21 protein-coding genes are annotated in these 19,430 nt (G+C 54.4%); 20 read left to right on the top strand and 1 reads right to left on the bottom strand.

All coding sequences use genetic code 11. The features are described from left to right. The first annotated feature begins 37 nt into the window (after positions 1–37). The 14 genes from MBOO_RS08690 (at position 38) to MBOO_RS08620 (ending at position 13,397) form a co-directional block, all read left to right on the top strand. Positions 38–904: a pantoate kinase gene (locus tag MBOO_RS08690; RefSeq protein WP_012107229.1), complete on the top strand. Its 867-nt coding sequence runs from the start codon at positions 38–40 to the stop codon at positions 902–904. Continuing rightward, a complete protein-coding gene (locus MBOO_RS08685; RefSeq protein WP_012107228.1) occupies positions 901–1,632 on the top strand; it encodes a 4-phosphopantoate--beta-alanine ligase in 732 nt (243 codons plus the stop codon). Before MBOO_RS08690 ends, MBOO_RS08685 begins: the two co-directional genes overlap by 4 nt. After that, on the top strand, positions 1,619–2,614 hold the full coding sequence (locus MBOO_RS08680) for an AAA family ATPase (protein WP_012107227.1): 996 nt from the start codon (positions 1,619–1,621) through the stop codon (positions 2,612–2,614). Before MBOO_RS08685 ends, MBOO_RS08680 begins: the two co-directional genes overlap by 14 nt. A 1-nt stretch (position 2,615) precedes the next feature. Next, positions 2,616–3,347 carry a class I SAM-dependent methyltransferase gene (locus tag MBOO_RS08675; RefSeq protein ID WP_012107226.1) on the top strand — a complete coding sequence of 244 codons (732 nt, stop codon included), beginning with the start codon at positions 2,616–2,618 and terminating at the stop codon, positions 3,345–3,347. Between the two features lie 82 nt (positions 3,348–3,429). Then, on the top strand, positions 3,430–3,765 hold the full coding sequence (locus MBOO_RS08670; protein ID WP_012107225.1) for a DUF5350 domain-containing protein: 336 nt from the start codon (positions 3,430–3,432) through the stop codon (positions 3,763–3,765). A 162-nt stretch (positions 3,766–3,927) separates the two neighbouring features. Further along, entirely contained in the window at positions 3,928–4,284 is a 357-nt protein-coding gene (locus tag MBOO_RS08665; RefSeq protein WP_048068413.1) for a hypothetical protein, read from the top strand. Then, positions 4,271–4,798 carry a nitroreductase family protein gene (locus MBOO_RS08660; RefSeq protein ID WP_012107223.1) on the top strand — a complete coding sequence of 176 codons (528 nt, stop codon included), beginning with the start codon at positions 4,271–4,273 and terminating at the stop codon, positions 4,796–4,798. The genes MBOO_RS08665 and MBOO_RS08660 overlap by 14 nt, the downstream gene beginning before the upstream one ends. 24 nt (positions 4,799–4,822) lie before the next feature. Next, positions 4,823–5,161, top strand: a complete 339-nt coding sequence (locus MBOO_RS08655) for a DUF555 domain-containing protein (RefSeq protein WP_012107222.1) — start codon at positions 4,823–4,825, stop codon at positions 5,159–5,161. Further along, entirely contained in the window at positions 5,158–6,054 is an 897-nt protein-coding gene (locus tag MBOO_RS08650) for a PfkB family carbohydrate kinase (RefSeq protein WP_012107221.1), read from the top strand. Before MBOO_RS08655 ends, MBOO_RS08650 begins: the two co-directional genes overlap by 4 nt. A 57-nt stretch (positions 6,055–6,111) precedes the next feature. Next, the gene (locus MBOO_RS08645) at positions 6,112–7,848 is read left to right on the top strand and encodes a DUF2070 family protein (protein WP_012107220.1); all 1,737 of its coding nucleotides are present in this window, start codon (positions 6,112–6,114) and stop codon (positions 7,846–7,848) included. A 910-nt stretch (positions 7,849–8,758) separates the two neighbouring features. Continuing rightward, positions 8,759–9,514 carry an RNA-guided endonuclease TnpB family protein gene (locus tag MBOO_RS08640; protein WP_012107219.1) on the top strand — a complete coding sequence of 252 codons (756 nt, stop codon included), beginning with the start codon at positions 8,759–8,761 and terminating at the stop codon, positions 9,512–9,514. A 106-nt stretch (positions 9,515–9,620) separates the two neighbouring features. Continuing rightward, entirely contained in the window at positions 9,621–9,962 is a 342-nt protein-coding gene (locus MBOO_RS08635) for a hypothetical protein (protein ID WP_012107218.1), read from the top strand. Between the two features lie 277 nt (positions 9,963–10,239). Next, positions 10,240–11,115 carry a VIT1/CCC1 transporter family protein gene (locus MBOO_RS08625; protein ID WP_012107216.1) on the top strand — a complete coding sequence of 292 codons (876 nt, stop codon included), beginning with the start codon at positions 10,240–10,242 and terminating at the stop codon, positions 11,113–11,115. Positions 11,116–11,255: 140 nt separating this feature from the next. Beyond that, complete coding sequence (locus MBOO_RS08620; RefSeq protein WP_048068412.1) at positions 11,256–13,397, top strand: SpoIIE family protein phosphatase; 2,142 nt, start codon at positions 11,256–11,258, stop codon at positions 13,395–13,397. Positions 13,398–13,575: 178 nt separating this feature from the next. On the opposite strand, the gene MBOO_RS13965 is transcribed toward MBOO_RS08620, so the two are convergent. Beyond that, entirely contained in the window at positions 13,576–13,857 is a 282-nt protein-coding gene (locus MBOO_RS13965) for a hypothetical protein (RefSeq protein ID WP_157677649.1), read from the bottom strand. Positions 13,858–13,996: 139 nt separating this feature from the next. On the opposite strand from MBOO_RS13965, the gene MBOO_RS08610 reads away from it, so the two are divergent. The 6 genes from MBOO_RS08610 to MBOO_RS08585 all read left to right on the top strand — a co-directional run bounded on the left by MBOO_RS08610 (position 13,997) and on the right by MBOO_RS08585 (position 19,413). Next, positions 13,997–14,458 carry a DUF2178 domain-containing protein gene (locus MBOO_RS08610; RefSeq protein WP_012107213.1) on the top strand — a complete coding sequence of 154 codons (462 nt, stop codon included), beginning with the start codon at positions 13,997–13,999 and terminating at the stop codon, positions 14,456–14,458. Beyond that, the gene (locus tag MBOO_RS08605; RefSeq protein WP_012107212.1) at positions 14,448–14,657 is read left to right on the top strand and encodes a helix-turn-helix transcriptional regulator; all 210 of its coding nucleotides are present in this window, start codon (positions 14,448–14,450) and stop codon (positions 14,655–14,657) included. The genes MBOO_RS08610 and MBOO_RS08605 overlap by 11 nt, the downstream gene beginning before the upstream one ends. Before the next feature lie 483 nt (positions 14,658–15,140). Beyond that, positions 15,141–16,508 carry a COG1361 family protein gene (locus MBOO_RS08600; RefSeq protein ID WP_012107211.1) on the top strand — a complete coding sequence of 456 codons (1,368 nt, stop codon included), beginning with the start codon at positions 15,141–15,143 and terminating at the stop codon, positions 16,506–16,508. A gap of 13 nt (positions 16,509–16,521) precedes the next feature. Next, entirely contained in the window at positions 16,522–17,202 is a 681-nt protein-coding gene (locus MBOO_RS08595; protein ID WP_012107210.1) for an ABC transporter ATP-binding protein, read from the top strand. Further along, positions 17,199–18,389 (top strand): ABC transporter permease, encoded by a 1,191-nt coding sequence (locus MBOO_RS08590; protein WP_012107209.1) that lies wholly within the window; start codon positions 17,199–17,201, stop codon positions 18,387–18,389. Before MBOO_RS08595 ends, MBOO_RS08590 begins: the two co-directional genes overlap by 4 nt. Positions 18,390–18,546: 157 nt before the next feature. Further along, a complete protein-coding gene (locus MBOO_RS08585) occupies positions 18,547–19,413 on the top strand; it encodes an NAD(P)-dependent oxidoreductase (protein WP_012107208.1) in 867 nt (288 codons plus the stop codon). The last annotated feature ends 17 nt before the right edge of the window (positions 19,414–19,430 follow it).

The following is a 19,430-nucleotide window of genomic DNA, read 5'->3' as shown; positions in this document are numbered from 1 at the left end:
CCGGGCCACCAATTGATATGACAGGTACCTGACTGCCATGACAGCGGCATCCGTGACAGTGTTCTGCCCCGGCCATATCTCCGGTTACTTCAAGAGGGTGGACGGATCCAATCCGTCAACAACAGGGAGCATCGGCGCCGGTATCGTGATAAGTGAGGGAGTGACTGCCACGGTAAAATCTGCTGCCCGTTCCTCCGTTCTTGTGCGGAACCGGTGCGCTGATGGGACGATACGGGAGATCTCCCGCGAGTCCTCTCCTCTCACATACGCACTGGACCAGCTGGGCGTTACGGTTGCCGTTGAAACCATCTGCCGGCTTCCTATCAGTGCCGGTTTTGGTCTCTCTGCCGCGGCGCTGCTTTCAACACTTGCCGCTGCCGACCACCTGCTGGACCTCAGGCTCGGCGCAGACGGGATTGCAGAGCGGGCCCACGAGACCGAGGTCCTGTTCCGGACCGGCCTTGGTGATGTTGCCGCCTGCCAGGGTGGCGGACGGGTGGTACGGACCGACCCGGGCATCCACGGTACGATCCTGCGGAGCTTCGACGTTGATACTCCGGTCTGTGCAGTCAGTTTTGGCCCGATCCGTACACCCGATGTATTGGGATCCCCGGCCCGGATGGCACAGGTGGCTGCTGCATTCCCGGAAAAGCAGCCGGAAAACGTTGTGGAATTTTTTACCTGCTGCCGGGAATTCTCGGCTGCAAGCGGGCTTGAGACCGTAGCGGTGCGACGTGTGCTCGAGGAATGCGACCGCCAGGGTGTTCTTGCCGCAATGACGATGCTTGGCGATGGCGTTTTTGCCTGTGGAAAACGTGCCAGTACGGTGCTCCGGTCGTTTGGTGAAGTATACCCCATGGATATGGCCAAAGCCGGTGTGCATATCGTCGAGGGTGCAGCATGATCCCGCACGACCATCCGCGGTACCAGTCGCTTGTCACCCGGGAGCACCTTGCAGAGTGTGCACGATCGGGAATTGTCTCATGGGAAGGTCTCATCTCCCATGGTCGCGGCGAGGCGTTCGATTACCTGCTCGGGGAAAAGACAAGCGACAGTGCACGACGGGCCGCCCGTGTGGCGGCGGCCCTGCTCCGTACTGCCCGCTACCCGGTTATCTCGGTAAACGGCAATACGGCGGCCTTGGCCGCCCGCGAGATTGCCGGGCTCCAGAAGGCAAGCGGAGCCCTTGTCGAGGTCAACCTTTTCCACCGGACCCCTGAGCGTGTGGCGCAGATAGAATCCCTGCTTTGCGATGCAGGAGCGGATGTCTTTTCCGGTGAAGCAGAACGCCTGCTCCCGCTCTCGCATGACCGGGCCTGGTGCCGGCGTGACGGGATGTACAGGGCCGATGTCGTCCTTGTCCCCCTCGAAGACGGGGATCGGTGCGGTGTCCTTGTGGAGATGGGAAAAAAGGTGATCGCGATCGATCTTAATCCCCTCTCCCGTACTGCACGGACGGCAACGCTGACCATTGTGGACGAAGTGACCCGGGCCCTGCCGCTCATTGCGGAAGCCTGTGCTACCCTGAGCGCGGAAGAGTGCCGTGAGCTGGTGGCCATGCTGGACAACCGCGTTTTTCTCAAAGAGGCGGGAATCGAAATGGCAGGGAGGCTTTCTCATGCTCTGGACTGAACGTTACCGCCCGTCACAGTTCTCCGATATTGTAGGACAGGACCGGGTCACCGCACTTCTTACATCCTGTGCTGCTTCAAAAAACGCGCCGCACCTGCTGCTTGCCGGCCCGCACGGGACCGGGAAAAGTGCAGCGATCCGATGTTTTGCCGGCGAACTTTATGGGGAAAACTGGGAAGCAAATACCACGATCTTCCAGACCGCAGATATCTTCTCCCAGGGTAAAAAGGTCTTTGAGGAGGACGAGCGGTATGCCCACCTGTACCAGAAAGGCCAGAGCCTGATTGTCAACTTCAAGTACATCCTGAAGTGGTATGCCTCGATGCGCCCGCTGGATGCCGGTTTCAAGCTGATGGTCTTTGAGGATGCGCATGCCCTTTCCCGGGATGCCCAGCAGGGACTGCGCCGGATCATGGAGCGGTACAGCAGCACCTGCCGTTTTGTCTTTTCCACTACCAACCCGAGCGCGATCATCCCGGCAATCAGCTCCCGCTGCCTCCCGCTCTTCTTTGCACCCCTGCCGGCCCACGTGATTGCCGCACAGCTGAGATCTATCCGGGTCCGGGAGACGCAGGGAATGCAGGCCGCATGCACCGATGACGATATTGAGCTGATTGCCGAGGCCGCGCAGGGTGACCTGCGCCGGGGAATCCTGCTCCTTCAGGCAGTCTCCGGCGCCGGTACATGTAACGGCCTTGCCGCGCTGTCACAGTCGGAGACCGAGACCGTTGCCGCAGGAGCCATCCTTCTCATCAGGGATGGTGATGTCAGGGGAGGGATCCGGCAGCTCGAAGCCCTGATGATCGATTACGGGCTCTCGGGCCGTGAGGTTCTCTCGGAGATCCGGTCTGTGGCCCGGAGGGAGTACAACCATCCGCTCCTCGCGACCGCCCTTGCTGGAGCAGATGCCCGGCTCGGACACGCGAACAACGAATATGTCCAGATCGATGCCTTTGCCACCGGTCTTAAGGAGATTTTTTAAAATGACAGTTGCAAAACGGGAGAAGATCCAGCAGCATTACGATGAAATTGCTGAGGTATACGATCTCCACTACGACCACCCCCGCGGCAGGACGTACCATACCCGCATCAGCCGTCATGTAATGGAGGCACTCCCCCGGGGTGGGGCTCTCCTTGATATTGGTTGTGGTACCGGCCTTTTTGTGGAAAAATACCTCCACCATGGCGGTTCCGCTGTAGGCATTGATCTCAGCAGGAACATGATCGAGCGGGCACGCAGGCGATGCAGCTGTTGCGGTTTCACCCTTGGGACCGGCGAATCTCTTCCGTTCCGCGATAACTCGTTTGATGCTGTTGCGAGCCTTCTTGTTTTCAGCTATGTGCGGGATCCTGAATCCATGCTCAACGAGGCGTACCGGGTGATGCGCCCCGGTGGGGCGATCTCGATCTGTACGCTGGGGAAAAAACTGCTCACGAGCGGCATTCCGGTTCTCTACAAGGTAAGCGAGAAGATCCGGATCCCCCATGTGGTCATGAAGGATTTCGGCGAACATTACTATGACGAAGAGGATATGAGGGCACTCTTTTCCCGTGCCGGCTTCTGCAATGTAAAGGTCAGCTGGTGCTCGTTTGCCCATATCGACATGGGTGACCCTCTTTTCAATCTTGCACAGCGGATGGAGCCGTTTATCGAGCGCAGGATCCCCCAGCTGACGTACAATATCTGCGTGGATGCACAGAAACCGGCAGAGTGAGTGTGTTTTTAAAAAAAAGGGGGACGGATTCTCCCCAACCTTTATCTGCGGCACGGCAGAATTAGATAAGGAGTTCACGTTTATGGGCAAGACAGGTACAACCCTCTGGTCACAGGTTAAAGGCGTCAAGGGCCAGATCCGGCTCGTTCCCAAAAAGGAAGGGGAGCGCAAGAGCCCGGGACCCAACCAGCGGTTCAAGTCCAGTATCAACTTAAAGAAGATCGATCAGGCCGCAGCCGAAGAGCAGCGCGGTGGCCGGGGTGGCGGGGCACGGCGCGGCGGCCGCGGCGGAAGGCGCGGAGGCGACCGGTCCGGTGGCTCAGGCATGAACGAATCCACGGCAAGCCCGCTCATCCGCCGGCGCATGCGCAGGGCAAAAGTCTCCGCCCTGGGCGCAAAGGCAAAATCCGGAAAATAAGGTGAACTGCAGCCGGGATTGTGCATGACCGGCGGCAAATAACGGGGCAACGCCCCGTCATGGACATTTTTTTGTGTTTTATGCGGCCGGGTATTATATCCGGGGTCTGGCCGGAAACATCCGAATCATAATTATCATTTATCTCCAGAAACCATGGTGAGTATGGATCTTCCGACCGCAGTGAACAGTTTCCAGTTCGGTGAGCGGGCAAAATCCGAACTGATCGTAGTCTCCCAGCTTTGCGTCGCACTTACCGGTTTTCCTGATACCCAGAAGAGCGGCGGCAAAAAGATGCTCCTCCTCCTCATGGAACAGGTAAGGACAGAGGTGGCATTTGCCGAGAAGAGCACGGGACTTGCAGATTTTGGAAAGGCGGTCAATGCCATAAACGAGGCGATCTCGCTTGTGGAAGGGGATCGCCCTGAGCAGGCCACAGAGAAACTTGCTCAGGCCATCAGCGCTACGACCACCCCGGCGCAGAATGCATGGCAGGTGCTCTCTCTTCATGGACTCCTCTGATTTCAAAAAATTTGTTTCCGGCCGGGTTTCGGTGCGCGACTTCCAGGAGACCGCGCTTTGTGAAGATGAGATCTCGTATATTGTTTCCTGTGCCGGTACAGCTCCCAGTGCCGGCAATCTTGAAGCATGGGATGTTGTGGTGGTGACCGATGCCGAGGCCCGGTTTGCGCTTGCAAAAGCGGCATTCGGGCAGGAGCATGTGGGCGCTGCCCCGGCCCTTTTTGTAGTATGTGCCAATTACGTGCGTTCGATGTCCCAGTACGGGGAACGGGGTATCCTGTACGCGGTGCAGGACGCTACGATTGCCTGCACATACATGATGCTTGCAGCCCATTCCCATGGCCTGTCCTCCTGCTGGACCGGCGCATTTGAGGAGGATGACGTGCGGGAGATCCTTGATCTTCCCCCGCACGTGCGGCCGCTTGCGCTCCTTGCAACCGGGTACGGCCGTGAGCCGTCCCGGCGTGCCGGGCGCATGGAGATCGGGGAGCACCTCCATTATGAGACATGGTAATGGAAAAGAGCAGGGGAGAACATTATGCCTGACTATCTGGTAACTCTTGAATCAGCGTGGTATATCAAGGAAGCAAAGACGCTTGACGATGCAATCGGGATCGCGATCAGTGAGGCGGGAAAACGCCTTAATCCCTCGGCGAAGTTTGTCGAGGTCGAGGCAGGTATGCTTGCCTGCCCGTTCTGCGAGCGGGAACTCTCCAGCGCCATTGTTGTTGCCGATACCGCGCTCGTGGGCCTTATCCTGGAGATGAAAGTGTTCCGTGCCGAGTCAAAGGAGCACGCCAGCCGGATTGCAAAATCGGTGATCGGGAAAGCCCTTCACGAGATCCCGTTGAAGCTGCTGGATGTGCAGGAACTATGATCCATGTAGTAGGCCACACCGCGGTCGATCATATCTCAAAGGTACATCACCTCCCGGAGCCCAACAAGTCCACCCATATCACAGACCGTCAGGTTTTTTTCGGTGGCGGTGCAGCCAATATTGCGGCAGGGATCGCTACCCTTGGTGAACAGGTGACGCTTCATTCCTGTGTCGGTGACGACTTTTCCGGCAGTGCTTATGAAAAATGGATGGACGGGCTGGGTATCCGCCGGCAGTTTTTCGAGGTCCCCGGCACGCATACGCCGACAGCCTTTATGTTTACTGACGATGCGGGCAGCCAGATGACCTTCTTTGAATGGGGGGCATCAGCGGCATTTGCGACCGCGGAGGCCCCGGCGCTCCCTTTAGTCCACATGGCAACTGCTGATCCCGAGTTCAACTGCCGGGTGGCAGAAAAGAGCGAATTTGTCTCGTTTGATCCGGGACAGGATGTTTTCTGGTACACAAAAGAACAACTTGATTCAATCCTGGCAAACACCGATCTCCTTTTTGCCAACCAGCACGAGGTAAAGCAGATGTGTGCCACGCTCGGGGTGACAAAAGAGGCACTCGTCGATAGTGTCACACTGGCGGTCTTTACCATGAGCGGGGATGGAAGTCGCCTGTACGCTGACGGTAAAGAGCATTTTGTCCCGGCAGTCCCGGTCACGCTCTGTGACCCGACGGGCGCAGGAGATGCATACCGCTCCGGCTTCCTGTCCGCATATGTGAGGGGGCATTCCCCGCTGGACTGCTGCCGGGTTGGGACCGTGACCGCGTCCTACGTAGTCGAGCACGCCGGCTGCCAGACCCATCTGCCCACCTGGACGCAGATGCTCGAACGCTACCGGAAACACTTCGGCACTCTTGAACCTGTGCCGGCACAGGGATAAGATCATGAATATGGCGGGTACTGGCAGTTTTCGATCTTTTAACGGGGGTCGGACCTGATGGCGATTGCAAGTGATGTCAAACTCGGGCAGCTCACCAAATACCTGTTTACTGCCCCTTCATGGCCGGTCTCTCTCCTGATCCTTGTTATCCTTGGCCTGGTTATCGATGGTGCGAGCGCCCGTGCCTGGGTCTACCTTCCCTTCTCGGGCACACTTGCCTTTACTATCCCGGCGATAGCCGGGTTCCTTCTCACAAAACCCATCATCGAGTACTCCGGTAAGACGATGACCTGGAACCGCTCGGCACTCCTCGCACTTGCCTGCACGATCTTTGCGGTCATTATCACGTTTGCCTCGCTTGCCGGCGGAATAAAATACCTCCCGCTTTTCTATGGGATCTCTCTTGGCTTTATTTTCGGACTGCGCCTCTTTGTGCTGGTGGCGATCTCGGACTACCGCCTGCCCCGGATGATCCTGCCGGCGATCACCCAGAGCGGTGTCGGTGTTCTTGCCGGGTTCTTTCTCTTCTCGCCCGGGTGGGCGCTCTTTGCCATTGTCCTCCATATCGTCTTTGGCCTGGGTTTTGCGATCCTGGTCTGGCTCATCGAGCGCCCGCTCTACCGGGCATTCCATATACGGGGCCTGGCATTTGTAAACGCCTTTATTGCAAACATGACTGACGGCTCCAAGAGCATGGAGAACTTCTTTAGGGAGATTGGAGAAGAGATCTATGTCCCGCAGGTCTGTCTTTTCTTCCGTCGCACAAAGAAGATCCCCCTTCTCTTTACGGTCCCAAATCTCCATCCCGGCCCGATGGGAGAGATTGGGGGTGGCAACCTGCCCATGGTGATCCACGACCACATGGAAGAGGAGACTCTTGTCCCGCACGGGTGCGCATCCCATGACTTTAACCTGGTTTCCGAAAGTGAGATCGGGAAGGTGGTTGATGCGATCGAACGCTCGAAGAATGATCGGATCTACGGGCAGGGTGCCACCCCGTCCTCCAGAATCTCATGCGGTACCGTTCAGATCCTGTACCAGCGCTTTGGCGATTCCATCCTGATGGTTTCGACCCGCTCACCACAGATGACCGAGGATCTCGATTACTCTATCGGCTTGGCGATCATGGCTGAAGGCCATCGCTGGTTCCCGCACGTGGCCTTTGTGGATGCGCACAACTGCATGACCGATCTCTCCTCCGCAGTGCTCCCGGCGACGCTGACCGCAACCGAGTACCAGCATGGAGCGATCCAGGCAATGCAGGCCGCTCACGCAGCTGAGCTCCATGCATTCTCGGTTGGTTACGCCCGTGAGCGCCTGCCCTATTCCCGCGAGCAGGGTTTTGGTGACCTTGGCGTGCAGGTCATGGTCGTGGAAACCTGCGGCCAGAAGACCGCGTACGTGCTTTTCGATGGGAATAACATGGCATCGGGTGTCCGGGATGTCATGCTCGGAAAGATCCTGACGCTTGTGGATGCCGCGGAAGTGATGACTACCGATTCGCACGTGGTCAATACCCTGACCGGTAAAAATCCGGTGGGCCAGGAAGTGCCGGTGGATGTGTTCCTTCCTGCGGTCCTGCGCACCGTGCAGGCCGCGATCGATGATCTCGGGACAGCTGAGTGTGCGGCAACCACGGCCCAGTGCGAGCATGTGGTGGTCTTTGGCTCCAACCGGATCTCGCAGCTTGCAAGCACGGTAAATGCGATGCTGATCTTTGTGGCCCCGCTCTCGCTTGCGATGCTGCTCCTTGCATTTTTCCTTTCGCTTGCGGCGTACGTGCTGATGGTGTGAGGGACACCCGACGTCCATCATCATGAAACACATACCGGATTTTTCCGGAAAAGTTCGCACCGCAAGCCGAGAATAAAAAAATAGTCGATTCGGTTGCCGGAGATTAACTTAAGAGAACAGGTTACGAGCGGAGAATTCCGGAAAATCTTCGACCCGACAGCGGAGAATTTCCAAAAAAAGATTGCGAACCGGGCCTTCCGGGAATCCCACTTCCCCCCTCTCCGACGGTGTCTGGCCAGACACCTCCCAAATCCCCCTGATCCGGCTTACGCCCATCCGGGCCCGTATTGAGCCCGGATTTCCCTTTTTGGGAGCTCGAAAAGCCCGTATCGGGCTCCGTTTTAAAATAAGCCCGTATGGACCGTATTTTTGCAAACGGACAAATTTTAAGGTTCGCGTAAAGGCCCTTTCCTGCCCGTTTCCGGATCAAAATGGGCAAATATCCGATCCAGGAAAAAGAGGCTCCCGGATGGCCGCTATTGCCCGCTAAAGGGCATTATATGGAGCTCAATTTAGGCTTATTTTGGCAAATAAAACGATTAAAATGCGCATTTTTTATGCGGACCAAAAAGGAGCGTTTTACGGGCGTATTTTTGGGGTGAATCCGGAGACACTTGTACAAACTGAGCCGGGGCAGCCCCCTACTCCTCAGGAGATCCCTATATTCTCTAGAGATCGTCTTTTCGTCGAAAAATGCCCCAAACCATCCCTGAATATTTCCCGCATACATAATTCAGCATGATTTATCATTCCTTTTTCAAATTCGGGCCGAATGCCTCAACCGTTTGACCACAAAGTTTAAAGGAAAGCCCTGCCTAAACTCGAGTAAGGACAGGAGGATCAAAGAACCAGAGCAGCACGTAATCGTGTATTGGCAGTTTGTACCGCAGGCGAACTTGGGTAGGGGAAGGTGATTAAAGTTCATTTAACCGCACATGCACCTGCCCGCTGGATCGGTGTAGATCTCAACACGACCGGCCATGCGGCCGTAGCCGCCGAACCGGACAGCGGGAAAGTCCTGAAACTGGGAAAAAACGTACACTATGTCCGCAGCAACTCCATCAAAAACTGCACGAAACTCTACAAGGAAGGAAAACTCTGGAAACTAAAAAAAGTAAAAAGCCGTGAACGCAAGGCGTTCAAGGCGGCATTAAGCAAAATCTCCCGGCAGATCGTATCCTTTGCGGAATCGCTCGGCACGGGCATCAAGTTTGAAAAACTCTTCTCCAGCCGTTACTCGCATTCCCATGATGCCGGGGGTTTTGTTGAGTTCTCGTTTGCAAACGGATCGTTCTTCTCGCTCCAGCGTCTCGTGGAAAAAATGGCAGAGAGAAAGGGCATTCCTGTCATCTACGTGAATCCGGCATATACCTCCAAACGGTGCAGCCGGTGCGGGAGCATGGGCCGACGAAGCAGAAAACGGTTCGAATGCCCGCACTGCGGTTTTGTCGCCCACGCGGATGTGAACGCTGCGTTTAATATAGCACTTACCTCCCGCCGGTCATCGCTGCTGAACTTCACCGAGGAAGAACAGGATGAACATGTCCGGCTTACCAAAAAGCAGGTGCGCCGGCGCGTCCGCGAGGAGATATTTTCCCATCATCCCGTTATTCCCGGGGGAACGGTTCAGGCTCCTTGTGAAAACCTGCTTGCGGTGCTGGAATAGCGCAAGCCCTCCCTTTTATTTTTCTGTAACCCGAGAGGCAGCTGTTTCCTGATTCCTGCGGGAATGGGGAGAAAAGATTTCCCCTTTTCGGGGAAACTATCCTTCCATGACTGAACACAAAGGGCTGCTCTACAGTTTTGCGCTCTTCAAGCAGCGGTACACAAGGGGGACTTCGTGGACCCAGATTCTGCTCAACTTTGGTATCATCACAGCAAACGCCAAGCTCTTCGAGGATTTTTTCTACATCCACTTTGGTCTGACCCTGCCCATGGTCATTGCTCTCGCGGTTCCCTGCTATATCCTTGTCTGTTACATCATCGGGCACTACGATGAAAAAATCGGGTTCTGGCAGATCGAGAACAACATGAGTTACCGGTACACCCCGTACTCTGAAGAGATGCTCAACAGTATCCGGGAGATCAAAAAGAAACTGGATAAGGAATCATAATCGCTCCTGTGGATACACCCGCTATTCTCTATTATTTCGGGGAATCTGTCCATTATGGGCAATCTTTTTTACAGATCGATCTGTTGCGGTTCATATACTATTATGAGGCACCGCAATACCCGGCCCCGGGAAAAATTATGCAACAGGGGATGCCAGTCGATCTCCTTATACAGGGGCTCTTTCATACAGTTCAGGAGATCACCTGCCTGCCCCCTCTGTCGGACAACCGGATATCCAGTCCCGAGGGGGCAGACAGAATACCACGGTGAGGTATACCATGACGCTGACCGCACCATCTCTTGCAAGGATCGCCCGTCTCCAGAGAAATGAGATTACCGAACACCATATTTACCAGAGGATCGCGCAGGTGACCCCGGATCCTCACAACCGTGAGGTCCTGCTCCGCATTGCCGGGGAAGAAATCCGGCATTATGCCACCTGGAAGCACTATACCGGCCGGGACATCGCCCCCAACCTCCTCCGGATCTGGTTTTACTACCTTATTGCCCGGTTGCTCGGGATGACCTTTGCCATAAAACTCATGGAGGGGGTGGAGCAGGGAGCGCAGATCGGAGATCCCGCGCTCCTCTCCGCAATACCCGAACTACCGGCGATGCTTGCCGATGAGGCAAAGCACGAGAGGGAACTTATCGCCCTCATCGATGAGGAACGACTGAAGTACGTGGGCTCGGTGGTCCTGGGCCTCAACGACGCGCTTGTGGAGTTCACCGGTACCCTTGCCGGCCTGACATTTGCGATCCAGGATTCACGCATTATCGCGGTTGCCGGGCTGATTACCGGTGTTGCCGCATCCCTCTCCATGGCTGCATCCGAATATCTCTCGCAGCGGTCTGATGAGTCAGCCGGGACCAGTCCGAAAAAGGCCGCATTTTATACCGGTATTACCTATATCGCGACCGTTGCCCTGCTGATCCTTCCGTTCCTCCTTCTTGCAAGCCCATACGTGGCGCTGGTCTTCACTCTTGTCGGTGCAGTGCTGGTCATCTTTGTGTTCACCTTCTATATTGCGGTGGCAAAAGATCTCCCCTTTTGGCGGCGTTTTGCCGAGATGGCTGCGATCAGCCTGGGGATTGCGGCGATCTCCTTTGTCATAGGGCTCCTGATCCGGGTGCTGCTGAACGTGAACGTATGAAGGGCTGGTACCACTAAGTTCCCTCTGTTCCCGTTTTTTCTGGTCCCGCCCCGGATTGACAGAGAGAAAAAAGGGATGGGCTTTTTGCTGATCACGACATTCATGAACACATACGGTCGTTTGCGCCCGCGAGCAGCCCTATGAAATCGTCCGCCTCCTCACGCATTGCCCTTTCTATACGGGCTAAGATCCTGATCCTGTTTCTTGTACTTTCGCTTGTGGCGCTTGCTCTTACCGGGTATTTTGCGTTTTTTGCCATTACCCGTGTGGGCTCCTATGCACAGGGGAGCAGTGAGGCACTGGGAATGGGGATGGCAGACCAGAGCTCGGCAGCGCTTCTGTCTCTGGGAGAGGAGTACCTGCAGCGCATCACCGCCGACCAGGCAAATGTCACAGATACCCTCTTTGCCGATACCGATACCGATACCGAGATGGAGATCCTTGCAGCACAGACCGCGGAGCTCAAGCGTAATTCCCCGGTGAAGGCTATAACTCCGACCTATCTGGCAACGCAACCTCCATCGGATCCCATGGCCGGGGCGGTGCTGGTCTTTGCCCAAAATGCAACTGTAACCCCGGAATCACAGGAGGCGCGAACGCTTGCCGGTCTTGCAGACAGTCTCAAAGGGGTATATGACTCAGATGAGGATATGGCGAGTGTCTATATTGGCACGGCCTCCGGCATGATGCTCTATTACCCGGGACAGGGGAATTTCCCCAAAGACTATGATCCCCGGACACGGCAATGGTTTACTGATGCTGAAGCGTCGCCAGAGATTGTCTGGTCCGACGCTCCGTATGTAGATGCTGGTGGCAATGGTCTTGTTATGACCTCGTCGGAGGATATAACCGGTCCGGCCTATGGAAACTGGGTAATCGGATCTGATGTAAAGACCGATACGATTAATGAGGATTTTATCGGGAAAACGCTGGGCGGGAACGGGTATGCCGTGCTCATCAACCAGGAGGGTACGATCATCAGCCAGCCCGGGCTGTCTGCCGGCAATCAGACCTGGAACAAGCCATTCACCCAGAAAAATGTGCTCTCGGGCAGCGCTCCCGATCTCCGTGCCGTGGTCACCAATATGACCGCCGGAAAGACCGGTATCGGCACAGTAAACTTCAGCGGGACAGAGACATACGTTGCCTATGCACCGGTCCGTTCCATGAACTGGAGCCTTGCGGTCTCGATCCCGGTCAGCCAGATCACTGAACCGGTTCAGGAGTTCACCGGGAAAATTGAAGATGCGACCCGGGATACCGGGACACAGATTACTGCCCAGACAGACTGGCTCAAGGAAGTTTTTGCGATCCTTTTTGTCGTTATCCTGCTCGTGGTCCTGCTTGTGTCCATTGAACTCAGCCGGGTGATTACCCGGCCCGTTGAGCAGCTCAAAGAGGGAGCAGCGGCCATCGGTGAAGGGGACCTCGCGTTCCGTGTGAATATCCAGTCGGGTGACGAATTTGAGGATCTTGCCCGGTCCTTCAATGTCATGGCCGGTGCGCTCCAGGAAAATATTGAAAATCTCCGGCGGACTACCGCGGAAAAGGAGCGGTACGCAAAAGAACTGGAGATTGCCCGCTCCATCCAGACCAGTTTCCTCCCTGAAAAAATGCCGGACATTCCCGGGTATGATATTTCGGCAGTTATGATACCGGCGATGGAAGTGGGCGGGGACTTTTACGATATTATCCCGGCAGCTGATGGAAAATGGGCGTTTGTCATTGCAGATGTCTCCGGGAAAGGGGTCAGCGCCGCACTCTTCATGGCCATGTCAAGAACGCTGCTTCGCGCCGGCCTTGAGAATGCATCCGATCTTTCCTGTGCTATTGGTACTGCAAACCAGGTCATATCCCGGAACGCACCGTCATGTATGTTTGTAACAGTATTTACTGCGCTCCTCGATCTTCCTGCCCGAACGTTCACCTGCATCAATGCCGGTCACAATCCACCTCTTCTTGTCCGGGGTAAGAGCGGCGAGACGGTGTTTTTCCATGAAGGTGGCGTCGCGCTGGGAGTCCAGCCTGAAATCAAAAGCGTCCAGGAATGCGTGCAGCTCCAATCCGGGGATCTCGTGATCCTGTATACTGACGGCGTGACTGAGGCCTTCGATGCTGCGTATACCCCGTTTGGCGAGGATCGGTTGGTAGAAATCGCAAAAGAGTGCAGCAACCTTCCGGCTGACCGGGTAAGGGAGGGGATCATAGCGGGAATCCGCGCATTTACCGGCCCGGTTCCCCAGTCTGACGATATCACCCTCGTCGTGATCCGGGTGCTGTAACCCCCGGCAATTAGTGGAGCAGAATAATTGTGGTTATGTCCGCCCCTGCTACAGCACAGCAGCAAACGCAGGCATTATTTCCGGCAGGGATATCCCATTATGCAAAAAATCATCGTCTGGAATAGTTAAAAAACGAGCGAAATCCAGGGAACTGATCTTAACGCGAGGAAAATAGGGGTTATTTCACCACCATTTCTTCAGTAGCTTCTTCTGTGGGGGGTGTGACCCAGACTTTCCAGCAGAATCCGATGATCGAACCGAGTTCGAAAATGACCAGGATCACCGCACTGAAAATGTTCTCCGCTACATCAGTACTCACGGGGATGTTCATACCCATGTGGTCATTGAACACACCAATAAACAGAGCGACAACCAGGAAGAGAATAAAACCCACGATGGCTCCAAGGATTATAGCCGCTGCAATCCGCAGAATCCCGGGGTTTGACGTCTTGTTATCCATACCATTGATGGTAAATTTGCCGATAAGAATCTTTTTAACTTTTGTCCGATCAAAAAATGGTGTCCGGATCTGCACTTTTCCGGGGACAAAGCAGATATTTATATCTTGCATCGTGTAAAATGCATAGAATAGGAGTACTATGAAAAAAAACATCTTCTACCTGATGACCGGTCTCGTCGCAGTTGTGCTGCTGGCGATCTTCTGGTATTCAGTAGAAAATTTTACCCCGCTGTTTTTTACGATCGCTTTTGTGGCAGGCATCGTTCTTCTTTACCTTGCCTACCGGAAGGTCGAGGATTTTATTGAGGACGAACGGAGTGCACGGATCACCGAAAAGGCTGCCACACGGACACTTCAGGTTTTCTGGGTCTGCTTCTGTGCGTTTTCAATCCTCGCCGTGATGAACCTGCTTGACATGCCCCGTTTTTCCCGTGCATTCTGGCTGAATCGCGGAACCGCGGTAGTTCCTCCGGAAGTATTGCCGCTGAAACTGATTGGCTACTTCCAGCTGGCATTGCTCTGCCTGATGATCTTCCTGTATGTCGGGTTCAGGATCTACTACGCACGAAAGTTCGGGGACTGGGAGTCCGATGAAGAATAAGATCAAGGTATACCGGGCCATGCACGATCTTACCCAGGAGGATCTTGCAGGTGCAATCGGCGTAACAAGGCAGACCATCCTTGCTATAGAAAAAGGGAAATATGTACCCTCCCTTGATCTTGCCTTCAGGATCTCGCGGTATTTCAAGGTAAATATCGAAGAGATCTTTTTCTATGATGAAAATATAAACGGAAGTTAAGATTGGTCCACAATATCTCTTTTTTTCCGGGACTCATGTGTGGCACCCCATTTTCCGGGTGCTCCGTTGCCTTGATGTACCGCAAAAAGGCCTCTTCCCCGAAACGACAGGGTCTGTACTTTTTGTTTATCGGATTTGTCCGGGTTCATGGAGAGCGACTGCCCGTAATCATCTGAATTTTCCCCCGGTACTGACTGCCTGACCATACCGGATGTATTTTTGGGGAACTGCGCGATCGTATCGTCCTCTCTGGTGTAGGGAACAATCCTTTATTCTGTTCGTCGTAGTGATTTATTCCCGGGTTGCCGAATGAGAAATGCATTTATAGGTTTAAGTATCCAATAATGAACAATAAGTAAAATATACATTACATTTGGTTTCCTGGGCTGATCCGTGGACAGACTTAAATGACCGTATGGTCTAAGCTTGACTGTTCCATAATCGATTATACAGGGGCCGGAGTAACGAAAACATGGTGTCATTATGAAGTTTCATGCTGCTTGCATTGGAATCCTGCTGGTGTTTTTGATGGTTGCCGCCGCCAGTGCCGGCTCCACCAGTTCAACAACCTCTACAGGGAGTACAACGTCCAGTACGAGTTCTGTCAGTGCGTCGACTACTGTTTCAGCCGAACAGGCGTTGTCGCAGGTGTACGTCAGTTCGGTCACGGTAGATCCGCAGGTATTTTATCCTGGCGATCAGGGAACGATCACCGTTCAGCTGACAAACAGCGGTACTCAGGAAGTTGCATTTGAACATGCAGATATCCTCAATTCCCAGAATGTCTATATCCCTGACGAGCTCCACAATCCCTACCAGGTCATGACCTATCTTGGGCCCGGTAATACGATGACCTACACATTCAATGTCGTTGCAAAAGGGTCTGAGGGAATATACTACCCTGATTTCAGTGTGGCTTCACGGGATTCCGCCAGCATCATTTATCCCATCAAGGTTCAGGTTGACTCGACTCCTGTTCAGGAAACCATCACTCTTCGGCCGGATAATTTTGCCCTTGATAATACGGATACGGTCAATCTCACGATAACCAACCCGCGTAACGGTGCTATCGACAATGTTGAGGTAACACCTTCAGGTACCGGTTTTGGAATCTCCCCACTCCAGTCGTTCATCGTGTCCATCCCCGGGGATTCATCGGTAAATATCCCCTTTGCCATTACTCCTTATCAGGCAGGGTCCAACGTGACATTCACGATCCAGTACAGCAACGGGCAGACAATCCAGAACCCCCATACGGACACCGTAGTCCTGCCTCTCAATATCGGGCCGAGCAAGACTGCTGCAACGACTGTAATCAATGATCTTGCTCTTACCGTCAGCAATGGCGCGTATCAGCTGACCGGGGATGTCACCAATACCGGTATCACCGATGCAAACGGCGTTGTTGTCACGGCTGGAGCCCCGGCCCAACCGGTCGAACCCTATTCAAGTTACGCCGTGGGTTCGCTGACGTCCAATGATTTCTCCAGCTTCACCCTCACCTTTACTGCATCCGATCTCTCTGCAATCCCGATTACGACTCAGTGGAAGGACGCAAATGGTAACACCCTCTCCTCCACCCAGACGTTCGATCTCCGTTCACTTGCCAGTGCTGCAGAATCCGGTACCCGGAGTGGAAGTTACTCCGGAGGATCGAGTACTGGTGTTTCATCATCTGCAAGCGGGTATGGCGGAGCCGCACGTGGCGGCGGCCTGTTTGGGATTGGTGGCGGCCGTGGCGGTGGCCTCTCATCTTTCTACCCGGTCATTATCGGTGCGATCGTAATCATCGCGGCAATTGCGCTCTACGTCAAGAGGAAATGGATCCTTGGCAAATTCAGGAAGCAGTGAGCGGTGATTCGCCATGAGCGATATGCCACTTATCCGACTCAATGATGTCTCAAAAATATACCATCTGGAGAGTGGTGACTTTACCGCGCTCGATCATGTAACTCTCGATATTGCCGAGAACGAATTCGTGGCGATCATGGGACCGTCAGGGTCGGGCAAATCAACGATGATGAACCAGCTGGGGATCCTCGATGTCCCGACCACCGGGGAACTTTTTATTGCCGGCGAAAACGTGGCAAAGATGTCCAGCCTCGAACGGACGCACATGCGCCGGGATATCATCGGGTATATCTTCCAGAAATTTTACCTGATCCCTCTCCTTTCCGCGTACGAGAACGTAGAATATCCGCTTATCCTCAAGTACAAAAAGCGGGACACCACCGGCCGGGCTGCCGGATACCTCAAGGCTGTTGGCATTGATGAGGAAAAAAGCGCCCACCGTCCCAACCAGCTGTCAGGTGGTCAGCAGCAGCGTGTGGCCATAGCGCGGGCACTGGTTAATGATCCCAAGATCCTTCTCTGCGATGAGCCGACCGGGAACCTTGACAGCAAGACAGGCCTTCAGATTATGGAGATCCTCTGCGATCTCCACCGGAAAGGAAAGACGGTGATCATCGTGACGCACGACCAGAAGATCGCGGATTACGCCCAGCGGACGATCCGGCTCGCTGACGGCAGGGTCGTGGACTCATGAAGGATATCTTCTTTGATCTTTCGGTCCGGAGTGTCCGGCTCAACTTCCTGCGTTCCCTTCTTGCTTCTATTGGGATCGTGATCGGGGTAGTTGCCATCTCATCCATGGGGATGCTCGGAACCAACATGCAGCTCTCGGTAAAAGACCAGCTCTCGGCAGATGTCAATACGGTCATGCTCACTTCTGATGTCGTGAAAGTAAGCAGTGGTCTCGGGGCTGCCCCGGTTTCAAGTACAATTGATGAAAGCACCCTCAATGATATCAAAGGCTCCGCAGGACAGAATGATGTAGTGCCGATCCATCATACGAGTACGCAGTTTAGCGTTGGTGACCAGAATGGTCGCGGATCGATCTATGGGCTCGACCCCAGTGATGTCCCAAAATTCCTTACCATCGCACAGGGATCAAATATCCGGGGCAGTGATGTCCTTGTGGGCGCAACCATTGCCAGCAATTTTAACCTTGTGGTTGGAAGCACGATCAAGATCGGTGAGAATTGTGCCACCGTTTCACGGCCGGTGGTCAGGGTTGCCGGGATTCTCCAGGCCCGGGGCATTGCGGCCGATGGCGTAAACGTGGACAATGGGATTGTGGTAGACGATACCTGGTACACAGATCACTTCGGAGGCCTGGACCAGTACGACCAGGTCAACGTGATAGTAGCTGATGTTGATACCATCAACCAGACCGAAGCGGCGATCAACGCAAAGGTCAACCGGAACAGCGATGTGGTCAGGGTCTCCGATGCCAGTTCCCGGTTGTCGACCATTTCAAGTACACTTGGTACGATTACCACGTTTATCATGGCGATCGGCGGTATTTCGCTTGTGGTCGCTGCGGTAAGTATCTTTAACGTCATGATGATGTCGGTCAAGGAACGGGTCCAGGAGATCGGGATTCTTCTTTCGATCGGAACGGAGAAAGGTGAAGTCCGCAGGATGTTCCTGTACGAGGCATTAATCCTCGGTATCATTGGTGCGGTGGTGGGCGGAATCATGAGCTTTATCATCGGCTACTCGGTCGTGAGTGCCATGATCGGCTCCACCCAGTACTTCTTTACCCCGGACAGCCTGATCTTCATCCCGTACGGGATGATCATCGGTGTGGTTGTCTGCGTGGCATCCGGTATGTATCCCGCGTGGGCGGCTTCGAATATGGACCCGATAGACGCCCTTCGGGCTGATTAATTTTTTTCTTTTCTTAAAAAAGATCTTTATTTTGGGATTTGTTTTTGCAGGGATACCCCAACGGTGTGCCTAGCGAGACTACGAGGGGCTGTGCATCTTTTCTTCAGGCTGATAATTTAATGAACACATTCGATCAAGCATTACCCGGGAATTCTTCATGAAACCGGAACAAACTGTCGGATGTATTGGTCTTGGTCACCTGGGCCATACTATTGCACGTCGCCTCATAGATCAGGGTGTACCGGTTGCCGTATGGAACCGGACCCCTAAAAAAGCCTCCGATCTCGGTGTACCTGTTGCTGCATCACCCCGGGACCTTGTCGGGCGGGTGGATGTTGTTCTTATCAATCTCTTTGACAGCGATGCGGTCGAATCTGTCCTCTCCGGCCCTGAAGGCCTCCTTTCCGGACCCTGTACCGGGAAGATTATCATCGATACAACAACCAACCACTTTGGCCGCGTGAGTGACTTTTATGCCGGTGCCCGCGATCATGGTGCCACTTATCTCGAATGCCCGGTGCTCGGGAGCGTGGTGCCTGCCTCGCAGGGCAAACTAACCGTTCTTGTCAGCGGGGATGAGGGAACATATGAAGTGGTAAAACCGCTGCTTTCACGGATAGGATCAACGCTGTACTATCTTGGAGAACCGGCTCTTGCAACAAAGATGAAACTGATCAACAACCTGGTTCTTGGCTCATTTATGGCAACGTGTGCCGAGGCAGTCGCGCTGGGGGAAGCGGCGGGTATTGACCGCGGAGAAGTGATCGATATCCTGCTCTCTGGCGCCGGTAACTCAATGGTGCTTGCGGCAAAGAAGGATAAACTCAAAAACAGGGAATTCTCTCCACACTTTTCCTCTGCGCTGATCTATAAGGATCTCCATTATCTCCAGGACCTATGCCGCACGCTCAAAAAACCTCTCTTTGTCGGGAGCACCGTAAAGGAGGTCTTTGCCCTTGCACGTTCGAAAGGTATCGATGAGCAGGATTTCTCCGTGCTATATGAGGTATTCAGGGAATTCTGATCCTGCATTTGCCCGGC

The sequence above is a fragment of the Methanoregula boonei 6A8 genome, from assembly GCF_000017625.1.
Classification (GTDB): domain Archaea; phylum Halobacteriota; class Methanomicrobia; order Methanomicrobiales; family Methanospirillaceae; genus Methanoregula; species Methanoregula boonei.
The sequence above is the reverse complement of the archived record's forward strand: the minus strand, read 5'-3'. Positions and strand labels throughout refer to the sequence as shown.

Coding starts and splice junctions, on each gene's coding strand:
- MBOO_RS08690 (WP_012107229.1), top strand. CDS start 38: ATGACAGCGGCATCCGTGACAGTGTTCTGCCCCGGCCATATCTCCGGT.
- MBOO_RS08685 (WP_012107228.1), top strand. CDS start 901: ATGATCCCGCACGACCATCCGCGGTACCAGTCGCTTGTCACCCGGGAG.
- MBOO_RS08680 (WP_012107227.1), top strand. CDS start 1,619: ATGCTCTGGACTGAACGTTACCGCCCGTCACAGTTCTCCGATATTGTA.
- MBOO_RS08675 (WP_012107226.1), top strand. CDS start 2,616: ATGACAGTTGCAAAACGGGAGAAGATCCAGCAGCATTACGATGAAATT.
- MBOO_RS08670 (WP_012107225.1), top strand. CDS start 3,430: ATGGGCAAGACAGGTACAACCCTCTGGTCACAGGTTAAAGGCGTCAAG.
- MBOO_RS08665 (WP_048068413.1), top strand. CDS start 3,928: ATGGATCTTCCGACCGCAGTGAACAGTTTCCAGTTCGGTGAGCGGGCA.
- MBOO_RS08660 (WP_012107223.1), top strand. CDS start 4,271: ATGGACTCCTCTGATTTCAAAAAATTTGTTTCCGGCCGGGTTTCGGTG.
- MBOO_RS08655 (WP_012107222.1), top strand. CDS start 4,823: ATGCCTGACTATCTGGTAACTCTTGAATCAGCGTGGTATATCAAGGAA.
- MBOO_RS08650 (WP_012107221.1), top strand. CDS start 5,158: ATGATCCATGTAGTAGGCCACACCGCGGTCGATCATATCTCAAAGGTA.
- MBOO_RS08645 (WP_012107220.1), top strand. CDS start 6,112: ATGGCGATTGCAAGTGATGTCAAACTCGGGCAGCTCACCAAATACCTG.
- MBOO_RS08635 (WP_012107218.1), top strand. CDS start 9,621: ATGACTGAACACAAAGGGCTGCTCTACAGTTTTGCGCTCTTCAAGCAG.
- MBOO_RS08625 (WP_012107216.1), top strand. CDS start 10,240: ATGACGCTGACCGCACCATCTCTTGCAAGGATCGCCCGTCTCCAGAGA.
- MBOO_RS08620 (WP_048068412.1), top strand. CDS start 11,256: ATGAAATCGTCCGCCTCCTCACGCATTGCCCTTTCTATACGGGCTAAG.
- MBOO_RS13965 (WP_157677649.1), bottom strand. CDS start 13,857: ATGGATAACAAGACGTCAAACCCCGGGATTCTGCGGATTGCAGCGGCT.
- MBOO_RS08610 (WP_012107213.1), top strand. CDS start 13,997: ATGAAAAAAAACATCTTCTACCTGATGACCGGTCTCGTCGCAGTTGTG.
- MBOO_RS08605 (WP_012107212.1), top strand. CDS start 14,448: ATGAAGAATAAGATCAAGGTATACCGGGCCATGCACGATCTTACCCAG.
- MBOO_RS08600 (WP_012107211.1), top strand. CDS start 15,141: ATGAAGTTTCATGCTGCTTGCATTGGAATCCTGCTGGTGTTTTTGATG.
- MBOO_RS08595 (WP_012107210.1), top strand. CDS start 16,522: ATGAGCGATATGCCACTTATCCGACTCAATGATGTCTCAAAAATATAC.
- MBOO_RS08590 (WP_012107209.1), top strand. CDS start 17,199: ATGAAGGATATCTTCTTTGATCTTTCGGTCCGGAGTGTCCGGCTCAAC.
- MBOO_RS08585 (WP_012107208.1), top strand. CDS start 18,547: ATGAAACCGGAACAAACTGTCGGATGTATTGGTCTTGGTCACCTGGGC.